This window comes from Phnomibacter ginsenosidimutans (assembly GCF_009740285.1).
Lineage (GTDB): Bacteria > Bacteroidota > Bacteroidia > Chitinophagales > Chitinophagaceae > Phnomibacter > Phnomibacter ginsenosidimutans.
Genome location: NZ_CP046566.1, coordinates 3,530,788 through 3,544,583 on the forward strand (window position 1 = coordinate 3,530,788; position 13,796 = coordinate 3,544,583).

Sequence of the window (13,796 nt, forward strand, 5' to 3'; positions counted from 1 at the left end):
CTGGGGCAAAGCAAACGGAAACGCTACTTAAGCTACAAACAGGCTACGCCGATGGCGTAGCAACAGCCTTCGATATCCTGAAAGTAAAAAAGATAATGCTGCAAAATAGCTATTCCGCTGGCGTTGCAGCATCATCCGTTTATTTTAATGAGTACCAGAAGCGATAGAGAAGCATTATAGCATTGATGCCATTCGTTGTTACATCAAACAAGTTGGAATCGTTTTTTTGAATGCCAAAACTAAAAACATCAATACCTGAACTCTAGGATGCGTTCGTCGTGCATCATTTTTTCTACCAGCCGCAGGTGGCGTTTTTGTGGGCCTTCTACATACCAGCTGCTTTCTACCGTGCCGTTGGCCCGGCGGTGGCTATTGATTTTGTATTGCAACCTTGCCGCTTTCAGCATGTTTTCGATGTGCAGCAAATCGCCCTGATGGCTATGCGTAACGAGATGGTACGTCCGTTGCAAATTCACCCGGTCGATGATGACTTCGAGCTTGGGCAAAAAAGCCATCACCACAAACACAATACCCGTGGCCAGCAAAGCAAACCAAGGATGCCCCGCCCCCACGGCCATACCCAAAGCGGCGGTTACCCAAATACTGGCTGCTGTGGTGAGGCCATGTGCCCGGTCGTTGCCTTTGAAAATAACACCGGCACCTACAAAACCAATGCCCACCACAATGTTGGACGCAATGCGTTCTGGTGCCACACTGCTGCCAATCATGGGACTGAGCATGGTGTACAAACAGGCACCAATGCTGATGAGCATCATGGTACGAAAACCGGCCGACTTGCTGCGGTACTCCCGCTCGGCGCCAATAATACCGCCTACCAATAAAGCCATTAATAATTGTGAAACCTGTTCTCCTGTAATCATGGCGCCAATCGTTGTTGCTGCTTAAAGGTAGCACTACCCGGCCAATGACTGCATCTTGCTACCTTAGCGGCCTATCCATCAACAGCATTCATTCGATCATATATGAAAATCGCCATCGCCCAACAGAACTATCACATCGGCAATTTTGCCCGCAATACACAGCACATTATTGAGGCCATTGACACAGCGAAAGCTGCAGGCGCCGACATCATTCTGTTTAGCGAACTCAGCATTTGCGGCTACCCCGCCCGTGACTTCCTGGAGTTTGACGATTTCATTTATCAATGCCAACAATCACTCTCGCAGATTGCTGCACATTGCGACAGCATAGCTGCACTGGTGGGTGCACCAGAACGAAACCCCAATCTCAAAGGCAAAGACCTTTTCAATACAGCTTACTTTTTATACGAAGGAAAAGTGCAGCAGGCCATTCACAAAACACTGCTGCCTACCTACGACGTGTTTGATGAGAACCGCTACTTTGAACCGGCTTACGAATGGAATATTGTACACTTCAAAGGCAAGAAGCTGGCGGTGACGATTTGTGAAGACATCTGGAACCTGGGCGACAATCCGCTGTACCGCATTTGCCCCATGGATGAGCTGATGAAACAGCAACCTGATGTGATGCTCAACCTCAGCGCTTCACCATTCGATTACACGCATGATGAGGACCGCAAAGCCACCATTAAAGCGAATGTGCTGAAGTACAAGCTGCCCATGTTTTACTGCAATGCCGTAGGCAGCCAAACCGAGATTGTGTTTGATGGCGCCAGCCTCGTATTTGATAAGGATGCCAACCTCTGTGGCCAGCTGCCGATGTTTACCGAATCGCTGCAATACTTTACCCTGCGGGAAGATGGCAGCATTGATGCTCCCATACTGGAACCAGCCAGCCGGGTGCCCGATAAAGAACTGACACCGCATGGCCTGGAAGCCGAACTGAACATTGCACAAATACACGATGCGATTATCCTCGGCATTCAGGATTATTTTGGTAAGATGGGTTTTCAACAAGCCATTGTGGCCAGCAGTGGTGGTATTGACAGTGCCGTTACGCTGGCACTGGCCGTACGGGCATTGGGTGCTGCCAATGTGCGGGCCATCCTCATGCCCTCGCAGTACAGCACCGGCCACAGCGTAGACGATGCCGTGCAGCTGAGCCGCAACCTGCAGAACCCTTACGACATTGTGCCGATTAAAAACATCTTCGATCAGTTTACGACTGAGTTGCAACCCTTGTTTGGCAATCTGCCCTTCAATGTAGCAGAAGAAAATATCCAAAGCCGGGTGCGGGGCAATCTAGTGATGGCCATTGCCAATAAGTTTAACTACATACTGCTCAACACCAGCAACAAAAGCGAACTGAGCACCGGCTACGGCACCCTCTACGGCGATATGGCCGGCGGCTTGGGTGTATTGGGCGATTGCTACAAACTGCAGGTGTATGCGCTGGCCCGCTACATCAATAAAGATGGAGAAGTGATTCCGGAAAACATCATTACCAAACCACCGAGTGCCGAGCTGCGCCCCGGCCAAAAAGACAGCGACAGCCTGCCGGAATACGATGTGCTCGATCCGCTGCTGTACCAATACATCGAACGCCGCCAGGGCCCCAACGAAATAAAAGCCATGGGCTTTGATGCGGCACTCGTAGACCGGGTGCTGCGTATGGTAAACATCAACGAATACAAACGCAATCAGTTTTGCCCCATCATACGGGTAAGCCCCAAGGCATTTGGTGTGGGCAGAAGAATGCCGATCGTAGGGAAATATTTGAGTTGATAACTGCTACCCTGAGTCCGTCGAAGGGTGGTTTTTTGGGACGCGGATGGGAAGGATGGAAGAAGGATTTTCGCGGAGGGTGGTTGGTTGAGTATTCCTCGATTTTTGGAATATTGAACATGATGTTTTGAATTTACAATCCACCACATATGAATAAATAGAACCAGCAACTTCATTCGTATTATTCTAATTGAAAAGAGATATATAACCTATCAAACTTCCTATTTGTCAAACCCACTCAATCAATATTAGAATGAATAACAAGTGCCATTTCATTGTATTCCGAACACTTCTTCTAATGTGGATTAATATTGTTAGTCAAGTTGTATTTGCACAAGTAGCCAATGATGAAAACGCATTTTTTGATGGCACATACAACAAAGCTTATATTACAAAGCATCGCATTAAAACCGTCATTGTTGAACACCATAACCCTAAATTAAAAAGCTCTAAGGTGATATACAACTTTAGCAAAGAAGGGTTATTAGAATCAATGAATAGCATCGACTCTAATGGAAGAGTAAATATTCTTTATAGGTTTTCATTTGATGCCTATGGCAATCTATGCCGTATCATTAATCAAATGGCAGACAGTAAACATGCCGACACTTTTAACGCTCGGTTAGTGTACAATAAAAATTTATTGGTAGAGGAAAAAACAGTGTATGCATCAATACCAATCTTTCATTTTTATGATGAAAATGGTCTTCGCATAAAATCAGTAAACAGGTACTATAATGGATGGCTTACTACCAGTATGAGAAAAGTCGATTACAGCTATGATGAGCACAACAGACCTTTACGTATCACTGACAGAATTGTAGACAGTACTGCAGATACTACACAACAATGGATGTCGGACAGACTTTACAGTTATCCAAATAAAAAACTGATTATTATTTCTGAGAAAATTGCAAATGGCTTTTTCTCTACCAATAGAGGTCAACAAAAAATTGTGCTTGATAGAAAAGGAAGTGTCATTGCTTTTGAAAGTGATGTAGCAGTTAGCAGGTATTATTTATACAACCGAAAAGGATTGATGCAACAAAAGATTGAAAAGTATCCATCAACGTTTGAAACGCTATCTCAACACCTGTTTAAAACCACTTACGGATACAGCTTTTGGTAATTAGTAGCTCAAACTTTTGCCTTTCAGGATTTTTACCACTTTTAGTTCAGTCACAATTACATCTTGATTTACCCTAACTAAAAACACACGCTGCCCGGTAACCGCATTACCGAACAGCGTGTGCTATACAATTGATTGTTGAGCAACTACAAAGTCGCCAACACTTCCAGGGCTTTCTTTCTGAAATCTTCTGTAGACGGATGGGTAACTCTTGTCACGCCCAACCAGCTGCCCGTGCAGCATTTTTGTTGTATGGAAAATCCGCTACAACAACATTGGGAAACGGTGTACAAAACCAATACAGCACAACAGGTAAGCTGGACGGAAGAAGTACCGGCACAATCGCTGGCGCTGATTGCTGAACTGAACCTGCCGAAGGATGCAGCCATTGTAGATATTGGCGGTGGTGACAGTAAGCTGGTTGATCACTTGCTGGCGCAGGGCTATACCAACATTACTGTGGTCGATATTTCTGCCGCAGCCCTTGAGAGGGCCAAAGTTCGGCTGGGCGACGCTGCCGCAACGGTGCAATGGGTGGTAAGTGATGTGCTGGCTTTTGAACCAACACAATCTTTCGCCCTCTGGCACGACCGGGCAGCTTTTCATTTTCTCACCAACCCTGCCGATGTACAACGCTACTTGCAACTATTGGAAAAAAATGTAGCAGGCAATGTGATTATTGCAGCATTCAGCACCGAAGGCCCCAGCAAATGCAGCGGCCTGCCTGTACAGCAATACAGCGAAGGCAGCATGTGCTCACTGATGGAAGGACGGTTTCATAAATTGAAATGCGATACGGTGACGCATATTACGCCTGCAGCAGCAAGACAAGAGTTTGTGTACTGTGGGTTCAGTAAAAATCAAGCATAACATTTTGATGTAACGATCAACAAAAGCGGGCCCGGCAACCACCGGACCCGCTTTTTATTTTCAGTCGACATTTTTTAATTGATGGCTTTGATACACAGCAAAGGAATATGGGTATGAAAAGCCAGCCTTGTAGTGTGGCTGCGGCGGAAAATGGATTCGAGCCAGCCATGTTTTTTCGGAATCATCAGCATCATATCAATGTGGTGCTCCGCAATAAAGGCATCCATGGCATTGGTAAAATCTTCGCCTTCCACCAATACAAATTCAGGTTGTATTTTTTCAAATAGTTCGCCTACAATCACATTGTTGTGGTACACTTCGGGGTTAAAGTCTTGCGGATCATTTTCGTTGTGTACTACCACCAGCTTCGCTTTTAGCTCTGCCAGTATTTTTTTCATGGCTTCGGCAGGGGTGGTTTTCATCACATCTTTGTAATCGCAGGCCCAGCCAATTTTTTCAATGGGTTTATAGCTGGCATCTGGCGGTACTATCAGCACCGGCACAGCCACATGATGAATAATGTGGGTGGTATTGCTACCAATAAGCACCTGCTCCAGTTTGCCGCCTCCGGTAATACCCATCACAATCAAATCGGCCGCTACTTCTTCGGCCACTTCACTGATGCGTTCCTGCAAAAAACCAAAATCGGAAATGGTTTCTATGGCTACTTCATTGCCACTGGCCTTGAGCAAGGTAGCTTTCAGTTGTTGCAAATTTTCTTCACTGGCTTTTTGCAACTCTTCGGTTTGCAAAATGGCCCAGCTCATTTCGGTAGCCAAGGGCATGCTGTAGGCATTGTACAACACCAGCTTGTTGGCGCCCAGTTCTTTGGCCAAACCAAGGGCATACAGAGCACTGTTTTGTGCAGTGGCAGAAAAATCGGTGGGAACTAAAATGGTACGCATACAATCGTTTTTATTGTGGGTAATCATTATGGCTGTTCAATCTTTTATCCGCAATGAAAATACTTCATTCTGCCCAGCCTGTGTATGATGGAAGTCAAGCCATACGTTAATTCTGCAGGCAGCTTTGCACGGCATGCCATTTGCATAGTTGCAGCACGTATTTTCACCGCCTCAATTTTTTCTACCATCATGCGTACCGCCGAAGATATTCGCCAGCTACAGGAAGCCATTGCCCAGCATCACCCCGTTACCGAAAACATTCGCAAGCAGCTGCACCGCATCATTGTGGGCCAGCCCGCCATGATTGACCGTCTGCTGATTGGTTTGTATTGCAATGGCCACGTGCTGCTGGAAGGCGTGCCCGGCCTGGCCAAAACACTCACCATTAAAAGCCTGGCCAAAACGCTGAACATGGCTTTCAGCCGCATACAGTTTACCCCCGACCTACTGCCCGCCGACGTAGTGGGCACCATGATTTACAACCAGCAAAAAGGTGAATTTGTCGTTCGCAAGGGACCCATTTTTGCCAACTTTATTTTGGCCGATGAAATCAACCGTGCTCCGGCCAAAGTACAAAGTGCCCTGTTGGAAGCCATGCAGGAAAAACAAGTGACCATTGGCGACACCACTTACACATTGCCCCAGCCTTTTTTGGTGTTGGCTACGCAAAACCCACTGGAGCAAGAAGGAACCTATCCGCTGCCCGAAGCACAGCAAGACCGCTTTATGCTGAAGGTAAAAGTGGACTATCCTACCCGGGAGGAAGAGCTGCAAATTGTACGGGAAAACATTGCGGGCATCGATAACATCACGCTGCAGCCGGTGGCCAGTGCACAAGATGTGCTCCGGGCCCGTGAGCTCTGCCGCCAGGTGTATATGGATGAAAAAATTGAACACTACCTGCTCGATTTGGTGATGGCTACCCGCTACCCTGCCGATGCCGGCTTGCCCGAATTGAAACCTTTGCTCAGTTATGGCGCATCGCCCCGTGCCAGCATTAGTATGGCGCAGGCCAGCCGTGCAGTGGCCATGCTCAGCAAGCGGGCCTACGTGGTACCCGACGATGTAAAACAAATTGCTGTAGATGTGCTGCGCCACCGCATTGGGCTCACCTACGAAGCCGCTGCCGAAGAAGTAACCGCTGATGATATTATTGGAAAGATTTTGGGGAAAGTGAAAGCGCCTTAGGAATGGTTGGTAGTTGATGGTTGGTGGTTGGTAGGATAAAAACTACTCAAATCATAGGATCAAAATAACCATCAAAAATCTGGTTCCCTTTTACTGTAACATCGGCATTCTAAAACAAAAAACACACACGAACAATGGCCAATTATCAAACACTCGAGGTATGGAAAAAAGGAATGGTATTGGTAAAAGATATTTACCAATACGCCAAAATCTTACCTAAAGAAGAAATGTTTGGGTTGACCAGTCAAATCAAAAGAGCTGCCGTTTCGGTTCCTACGAACATAGCTGAAGGAATGGGAAGACAGCGCAAAAAAGATTGCATTCATTTCATGCACATCGCCCGTGGCTCTCTGTATGAATTGGAAACACTTCTTTTGATTTGTCAGGATGCTTTTTCTATCGAACAGGAAAAAGTCAACACCCTTCAATCAACCATCATTGAATGCATGAAACAATTAAATGGATTCATCAATTATCTAGAAAAAGCTGATTTAAAATAACGCTCCCACTACCAACTATCAACCACCAACTACCAACTACACTTTGTCTGATTTAAAAGCCATACTCAAACAAATACAGCGGCTGGAGATTCGCTCCAGGCGTTTGTCGAACCATGTGTTTGCGGGTGAATACCACTCCGCCTTCAAAGGGCGTGGCATGACGTTTAAAGAAGTGCGGGAATATTTTCCCGGCGATGACATCCGCTTCATCGACTGGAATGTGAGTGCCCGTTTCGGCCATCCGTTCAGCAAGTTGTTTGAAGAAGAACGATCGCTGACACTGATGCTGCTGCTCGACATGAGTGCCAGCACCAGCACTGGCACCCGACAAAAAACCAAACGCACCCTTATGACGGAAATGGCGGCAGCACTGGCTTTTGCCGCCATGGGCAACAACGATAAAGTGGGTGCCATTTTGTTTACCAACGAAGTAGAACTGCTCATTCCGCCGGGCAAGGGCAAGGGGCATGTGCTGTACATGCTGCGCAAAATATTAGCCCATGAACCCAAGGGTAACAGCACCAATATAGAACCTGCACTCAAGCTGCTGCAGCAAACCATGAAGCAAACGACCATCAGCTTTGTGCTGAGTGATTTTGCAGCGCCCAATTGCAGCAAAGCCATGAAAGCCACTGCTGTACGGCACGATTGCATCGCCATCCATTTGTTTGACCAGCTCGATTTTCAACTACCCGCCAATACGTTACTTCCTTTAATAGATCCTGAAACGCAGCAAGTAAGTTGGGTAGATACCCACGACACCAAAGCATTGGCACAATGGCAACAACAATTTGTTGCCTACACTCAGCGATTAAAAGACAGCATCACGGCTGCCGGCTGGGATTATCTCCGTTTTCGCACCGACCATGATTTTGTACCTACCCTGCAGCAGTTTTTTCTCAACCGCATCAAACGAGTAAATCATTGATATGAACAGAATCCTACTCGTCTGCTTCGCTTTGTTTACCGGCACTATTTCGTTCGCACAAATACAAATGCGTTCCCCACAGGCAATGGCCTATACCGGTCAGCCGGTACCGTTGCGCATCAGCCAAAAAGGTACACTGGCCGATAGCCTGCCCGTGCCCGATAGCATTGGCCGCCTGGAAGTATTACGTTTTGAGAAAGCAATCCAGCAAGGCGATTCAGTCATACAAGAATGGTTACTCATTGGCTATGATAGTGGCAGCTATGCATTGCCACAAATAGCTGGTAAGATTGAATCGTTGCCCGACAGCATTTTGCTATTGCCGATGCCGCAAGATTCGCTGGCAAAATATGGCGATGTAAAAACTTATTTTGCCGGAAAAGCCAGCACCAATTTTTGGCCCTACTTGTGGGCAGCATTGGGTGCTTTAGCCAGTATCGCATTGCTGTGGTGGCTGCTACGCCGCAAACGCAACAAAGCATTGCAAATAGACAATCCTATCACGGGGCCCAAACACTGGCAGGAACAAATGCAGAAGCTGCAACAAAACTGGCAAGCCGGAAAACTATCCGCTCCCGTGGCGGCTACGCAATGCATGCAATTGGTTCGGGCTATGTGGCAGCTAAAAGGCATTCCAACAGCAGCTCTCACAGGTGAAGAATTGTTGCCGCTGGCGAAATCCATTTTGCCTGCACAACAGCAAACAGCGTTACAAGAGGCGGTGGGTGTTTGCTACGGTATGCAGTTTGCCCGCATGCATCCGGCACAAGAAATATTTAGCCAACAACTGCAACAGGTAGCAGCTGTGGCGGCACATACTTTTCAATCTTCCAATCCTGATGCAAAGTCATGATAAGAGATTACCTCAACGATATTGTGTTTGACTGGCCTTGGTTGTTAGTGCTGCTGATACTTGTACCTGTATGGGTGTGGTGGAGTATTCGCCAACGCAAAAAAAACACAGCCGGTATTGCAGCCACCACTGGCAACCGTGGTTGGATGCAGCAAAGCTGGCGGTTGCGCCTCATGTATTTCCCCATGTGGTTGCGTGGCATAGCAGTTGCTTGTTTGATTGTAGCATTGGCCAAACCTGCGCATTACCAAACCATTGAAATGAACAATGGCGAAGGCATCGACATCATGCTCTGTATGGATGTGAGTGGTAGCATGTTGGCCCGTGATTTTACGCCAGACCGGCTGCGGGCTTCTATGGAAGTGGCCCGCAACTTTGTGCAGGGCCGCAAAGGCGACCGCATCGGGCTGGTTATTTTTTCGGGCCAAAGCCTGGCACTGTGCCCACTCACCAGCGACCTGCAAGCAGTGTTGCACCAGATTAACGCTATTGAATACGGGCAACTGGCAGACGGTACTTCTATCGGCACCGGATTGGCCAGCAGTGTAGACCGCTTGCGCCAAAGTAAATCGCCGGGCAAAGTGGTGATACTGCTGACTGATGGCGAAGACACCGGTGGTTTTTTTGACCCCGCAACCGCCAAGCAACTCGCCATGACCTATGGCATAAAAGTGTACACCATTGGCGTGGGCAGCAAGGGCCTGGCCCCCATGCCCTACCAAACACCTACAGGCACTCAAGTGCGGGAAGAAAAAGTAAACATTGATGAAGCCTTGCTCACAGACATTGCGCAATCCACAGGTGGGCAATATTTCAGGGCTACCAATACCAAAGGACTCGACAGCATTTATGCCTCCATCAATCAACTGGAAAAAAACCGGGTGGAATCAACCATTTTTACCAAGCGAACCGAACGGTTTTTACCCTGGCTGGCTGCTGCCATTGCATTACTGATATTGGAAATGTTGCTCACAGTGGCATTCTTTAAAAAATTACCTTAGGCTTGTTGATGATTCATTTTTATAACGCAACGTCCCTTGCAGGAGACGTAGCTTAAAAATGAGTCAGCCAAAACACTTACAGCATGCGCTATTTTCAATTGAATGAATTCCCCGTTATACAACTAGAACAAGCTACGCTGCGAGGTATGCTGCCAACAGATGCTGAGGCCTTGTTTGTATTGCGCAGCAATCCGCACATCATGCACTATGTGCCGCGGCCATTGGCTACCCATAAAGATGAAGCCACACAATTGATAGCCGCCATACAACAAGGCTTTGACGAAGGCAATAGTTTGACCTGGGGCATTGCCGAACATACGAGCAACCGCATCATTGGCACGCTGGGCTTTTGGCGCATTGAGCCGGAGAATCACCGGGCAGAAATTGGCTATCTCTTACATACCGATTATCACGGTAAAGGATTGATGAAAGCGGCCATACGAACTGCTTGCCGGTTTGTGTTTGATACATTGCCGCTGCATTCGATTGAAGCCAAAATAGACAGCACCAACATTGCTTCATGGAAAACCATAGAGCACTGTGGCTTTCGGCGGGAAGCACATTTCAGAGAAAACTTTTTCCATAAAGGACATTTTGTAGACACGTATGTGTATGTACTTTTGCGGAGTGATGTGTAACAACAAATCCTTCGTACAACACATTTTTGGATTGTGTACCAAAAAACAACCAAGGCGAAAAACATTTATCAAAATACTTGGAACATTTACATTTGGCTAAAAAGCTCCATACATGAAGACAAGACTATTGAGTTTGCTATTCGCACTATGCTTTACTACCGCATTATCTGCACAGCCCTTTTCTAAAATGCTGCTCGACACAATCAGCATTTTACCTGCCAGTGATTCTGATTATGTTTTCTTTACTGCCGATTATGACCATGACAGGATATCTGATTTATGGGTAGTAAAAACCCGCAATACTGGAAGCAAGATGACTGAATTGCACATTCTGGATGGTGCTTCTAAATTTCAAAAATTCAGTTTACAGACTGCCACCAGTCTTCCGTTGAGTGGCAACGATTTTGACTTTGGCGCCGGAGATTTTGACCGTGATAATGTTCTCGATTTGTATTGTATTAAGAAGAAGAACACCGCCACCAACTCTGCCGAAGTACACATTTTGAACGGTGCCAGCAAGTACCAATTTTACCTGGTACAAACAGGCACACCAGTACCTGCAGGACCCGACCATGCTTTTTTTGTAAAAGACATGGACAATAATCAAATTCCTGATTTGTATTGCGTAAAAACCTACAATACAGGAAGTCTCAAGAATGAAGTGCATGTATTAAACGGGCTGACCAAATACACCAAGTTCATGTTGCAAACGGCTACGGTACTTAAGCTCAATGCCCGTGACTTTACATATATCGCAGAAGATTATGAATGGGATGGATTTGTAGATTTATTCGCTGTACAAACTGCAGGCACAGCTTCCAATTTTACTGAAGTTCACCTGTTAAACGGCCGATTCAATTATACCGGATTTAGGCTGCAGACAGCAACGGCTCTCCCTCTCATCGACAAATCTGAAAACATAGTACTGACAGGTGATATAGATACAGACGATGCACGTGATTTAATTGTGTTGAAATATCGCAATACCCAAAGCGGAAAAGTTGAAATCAAAGTGGCAGGTTTTCAAAAAAAGCCTAAAGAGCCAAAAAAGAAAAAAGAAGACAAAGACTAATGCGCTGATAGCATTCATTGCATGCGTTTGGAATGAAGGATCTCACACCAACAGAAACATCCTCGCCACAGCATTGTGTTGGCGAGGATGTTTTTTTATACAGGAATGCATCACCAACTCGGTTAGATTTGCAGCAGTAGTATGGAAGCAATACCTATGATAAACGCCACCGTATACCGCAGTACCGGCAGCTGGTACGATGTAAAAGATGAAACAGGTCAGCTTTGGAAGGCCCGTATCAAAGGTGTGTTTAAAATAGAAGGCCTCAGCAGTACCAACCCCATTGCGGTGGGCGATGTGGTGAGCATGGAAATAGAAAATGAAGACACCCATATTGCTACTATTGCAGGCATTCACGACCGGCACAATTACATCAGCCGTCAAAGCCCCAGCCACCGCCGCCAGCACCATATTGTAGCCAGCAATCTCGACCAGGTGTTGCTGGTGGCTACCATCAAAGACCCACGTACTTCCAATGGTTTTATGGATCGCTTTTTGGTAGCCGCAGAAGCCTATCATGTGCCAGCCATTTTGCTTATCAACAAGCAAGATGCATGGAAGGAAAAAGACAAAGCCAAGTTTGAAGAATGGTCGGCAATTTATAGCCAGATTGGCTACCAGATAATGGCCGTAAGTGTGCAACAAGGTACCGGCATGGATGGGCTGCATGCATTATTAAAAAATAAAACTACGCTGGTGAGTGGCCACAGTGGTGTGGGCAAAAGCAGTTTGCTCAATGCCCTCATACCCGGCTTTACCCTGCGTACCAAAGAAGTGAGCGGCTGGAGCGGCAAGGGCATGCACACCACCACTTTTGCCGAAATGTTTGACCTGCCGGATGGCGGCCGCATTATTGATACACCCGGTATTCGGGAGTTTGGCATTGTAGATATTGAGCGGGAAGAACTGAGTCATTATTTTCCGGAAATGCGGGCTGTGTTGCAGGAGTGCCAGTTTAATAATTGCCTGCACGTAAATGAACCGGGCTGTGCCGTAAAACAAGCCGTGAGTGATGGCAGTATTTCGCCAGACAGGTTTGCATCTTACCTGAGCATACTCGATACCATCAAAGAAAATGAATGGGAGTAGCCACATCAACTACACAAAACGCTAACGATTGCGCAAAAAAAATGATGCGTCGCCTTTCAGTGGAAGCCCTTGTGGCACTAGTGTTTCAGCAACCGAAATACTTGTAAAAGCAGTCAACAGCAGTATGGTGCAGATTGCGCTATGCAACAAACAGCCTTATCTTTCGGCAGAATCTAATATTTGAAACGATGGCATTGCTCGAATGGGTGACCGGTGTGATCACCCAACATCATAGACGAAACACATAACACGAAGCGCTTCTTTTTTGAGATTCCTTCGTCAACCGATTTTCAATTTGAACCAGGTCAGTTTGTAACCCTCGACCTGCCCATTCACGAACAAAAAAACAAACGTTGGCGCAGCTACAGCATTGCTTCTGCACCCAATGGCACCAATGGTTTTGAGCTGGTGATAGTGCTGAATGAAGCGGGAGCCGGCACCACCTGGTTGTGGGAAAATGCACGGGTTGGCACCGAAATTTTGCTGCGTGGTCCGCAGGGTAAGTTTACCATGCCCAAGCCGCTGGAGCAAGACCTCTACCTTATTTGCACCGGCACAGGCATTGCACCTTTCCGCAGCATGGTGCAGTACGTGCATGAGCACCAAGTGGAACATCGCAACATTTACCTCATCTTTGGTTGCCGTAAGTTCAACGATACCTTATACGGTGCAGAACTGCGCCGCCTGCAAGATGAGTTGCCCGGTTTTACCTACATCCCCACCTACAGCCGCGAATTGCCAGATAATAATTTGCTGCAACGTACCGGCTACGTACATCAGGTGTATGAAGAACTGATAAAGCAACGCAGCATTGAGCACCAACAGGCTGGTGGCACAGGTTTGAGCCCGGCGAAGTTTATGCTGTGCGGTTGGAAAAACATGATTGATGAAGCCCGCCAGCGACTTGTAGCCATGGGGTACGATAAAAAAGATGTTCACTTTGAGCTGTACGGATAA

Annotated in this window: 14 protein-coding genes; 12 read left to right on the plus strand and 2 right to left on the minus strand. The window is 46.8% G+C overall.

What is annotated here, in order from left to right:
- Nucleotides 1–248: 248 nt before the first annotated feature.
- Nucleotides 249–881 (minus strand): MgtC/SapB family protein, encoded by a 633-nt coding sequence (locus GLV81_RS15305; RefSeq protein WP_157479651.1) that lies wholly within the window; start codon nucleotides 879–881, stop codon nucleotides 249–251.
- Nucleotides 882–983: 102 nt separating this feature from the next.
- Here GLV81_RS15305 and GLV81_RS15310 point away from each other — a divergent pair, with 102 nt between their 5' ends.
- The 3 genes from GLV81_RS15310 (at nucleotide 984) to GLV81_RS15320 (ending at nucleotide 4,665) form a co-directional block, all read left to right on the plus strand.
- Nucleotides 984–2,666, plus strand: coding sequence for an NAD+ synthase (locus GLV81_RS15310; RefSeq protein ID WP_157479652.1), 1,683 nt, complete (start codon nucleotides 984–986; stop codon nucleotides 2,664–2,666).
- Between the two features lie 298 nt (nucleotides 2,667–2,964).
- Entirely contained in the window at nucleotides 2,965–3,795 is an 831-nt protein-coding gene (locus GLV81_RS15315) for a hypothetical protein (RefSeq protein WP_157479653.1), read from the plus strand.
- A gap of 138 nt (nucleotides 3,796–3,933) precedes the next feature.
- Nucleotides 3,934–4,665, plus strand: coding sequence for a class I SAM-dependent methyltransferase (locus GLV81_RS15320; RefSeq protein ID WP_197428498.1), 732 nt, complete (start codon nucleotides 3,934–3,936; stop codon nucleotides 4,663–4,665).
- A gap of 74 nt (nucleotides 4,666–4,739) precedes the next feature.
- Here the strand turns inward: GLV81_RS15320 and GLV81_RS15325 are convergent, their stop codons facing one another.
- The gene (locus tag GLV81_RS15325; RefSeq protein WP_197428500.1) at nucleotides 4,740–5,570 is read right to left on the minus strand and encodes a universal stress protein; all 831 of its coding nucleotides are present in this window, start codon (nucleotides 5,568–5,570) and stop codon (nucleotides 4,740–4,742) included.
- A gap of 189 nt (nucleotides 5,571–5,759) precedes the next feature.
- On the opposite strand from GLV81_RS15325, the gene GLV81_RS15330 reads away from it, so the two are divergent.
- The 9 genes from GLV81_RS15330 to GLV81_RS15370 all read left to right on the plus strand — a co-directional run bounded on the left by GLV81_RS15330 (nucleotide 5,760) and on the right by GLV81_RS15370 (nucleotide 13,796).
- The gene (locus GLV81_RS15330) at nucleotides 5,760–6,758 is read left to right on the plus strand and encodes an AAA family ATPase (RefSeq protein WP_157479655.1); all 999 of its coding nucleotides are present in this window, start codon (nucleotides 5,760–5,762) and stop codon (nucleotides 6,756–6,758) included.
- A gap of 134 nt (nucleotides 6,759–6,892) precedes the next feature.
- Complete coding sequence (locus GLV81_RS15335; RefSeq protein ID WP_157479656.1) at nucleotides 6,893–7,258, plus strand: four helix bundle protein; 366 nt, start codon at nucleotides 6,893–6,895, stop codon at nucleotides 7,256–7,258.
- A gap of 43 nt (nucleotides 7,259–7,301) precedes the next feature.
- Entirely contained in the window at nucleotides 7,302–8,186 is an 885-nt protein-coding gene (locus tag GLV81_RS15340) for a DUF58 domain-containing protein (protein WP_157479657.1), read from the plus strand.
- Nucleotide 8,187: 1 nt separating this feature from the next.
- A complete protein-coding gene (locus tag GLV81_RS15345; RefSeq protein ID WP_157479658.1) occupies nucleotides 8,188–9,039 on the plus strand; it encodes a hypothetical protein in 852 nt (283 codons plus the stop codon).
- Nucleotides 9,036–10,040 carry a vWA domain-containing protein gene (locus tag GLV81_RS15350; protein ID WP_157479659.1) on the plus strand — a complete coding sequence of 335 codons (1,005 nt, stop codon included), beginning with the start codon at nucleotides 9,036–9,038 and terminating at the stop codon, nucleotides 10,038–10,040. The genes GLV81_RS15345 and GLV81_RS15350 overlap by 4 nt, the downstream gene beginning before the upstream one ends.
- Before the next feature lie 83 nt (nucleotides 10,041–10,123).
- Entirely contained in the window at nucleotides 10,124–10,678 is a 555-nt protein-coding gene (locus GLV81_RS15355; protein ID WP_157479660.1) for a GNAT family N-acetyltransferase, read from the plus strand.
- A 112-nt stretch (nucleotides 10,679–10,790) separates the two neighbouring features.
- Nucleotides 10,791–11,750, plus strand: coding sequence for an FG-GAP repeat domain-containing protein (locus GLV81_RS15360; RefSeq protein WP_157479661.1), 960 nt, complete (start codon nucleotides 10,791–10,793; stop codon nucleotides 11,748–11,750).
- A gap of 156 nt (nucleotides 11,751–11,906) precedes the next feature.
- The gene (rsgA, locus tag GLV81_RS15365; RefSeq protein ID WP_246186046.1) at nucleotides 11,907–12,839 is read left to right on the plus strand and encodes a ribosome small subunit-dependent GTPase A; all 933 of its coding nucleotides are present in this window, start codon (nucleotides 11,907–11,909) and stop codon (nucleotides 12,837–12,839) included.
- A gap of 270 nt (nucleotides 12,840–13,109) precedes the next feature.
- Nucleotides 13,110–13,796, plus strand: coding sequence for a ferredoxin--NADP reductase (locus GLV81_RS15370; RefSeq protein ID WP_246186386.1), 687 nt, complete (start codon nucleotides 13,110–13,112; stop codon nucleotides 13,794–13,796).

Coding starts and splice junctions, on each gene's coding strand:
- GLV81_RS15325 (WP_197428500.1), bottom strand. CDS start 5,570: ATGCGTACCATTTTAGTTCCCACCGATTTTTCTGCCACTGCACAAAAC.
- GLV81_RS15350 (WP_157479659.1), top strand. CDS start 9,036: ATGATAAGAGATTACCTCAACGATATTGTGTTTGACTGGCCTTGGTTG.
- GLV81_RS15335 (WP_157479656.1), top strand. CDS start 6,893: ATGGCCAATTATCAAACACTCGAGGTATGGAAAAAAGGAATGGTATTG.
- GLV81_RS15345 (WP_157479658.1), top strand. CDS start 8,188: ATGAACAGAATCCTACTCGTCTGCTTCGCTTTGTTTACCGGCACTATT.
- GLV81_RS15360 (WP_157479661.1), top strand. CDS start 10,791: ATGAAGACAAGACTATTGAGTTTGCTATTCGCACTATGCTTTACTACC.
- GLV81_RS15315 (WP_157479653.1), top strand. CDS start 2,965: ATGTGGATTAATATTGTTAGTCAAGTTGTATTTGCACAAGTAGCCAAT.
- GLV81_RS15305 (WP_157479651.1), bottom strand. CDS start 881: ATGATTACAGGAGAACAGGTTTCACAATTATTAATGGCTTTATTGGTA.
- GLV81_RS15355 (WP_157479660.1), top strand. CDS start 10,124: ATGCGCTATTTTCAATTGAATGAATTCCCCGTTATACAACTAGAACAA.
- rsgA (WP_246186046.1), top strand. CDS start 11,907: ATGATAAACGCCACCGTATACCGCAGTACCGGCAGCTGGTACGATGTA.
- GLV81_RS15310 (WP_157479652.1), top strand. CDS start 984: ATGAAAATCGCCATCGCCCAACAGAACTATCACATCGGCAATTTTGCC.
- GLV81_RS15330 (WP_157479655.1), top strand. CDS start 5,760: ATGCGTACCGCCGAAGATATTCGCCAGCTACAGGAAGCCATTGCCCAG.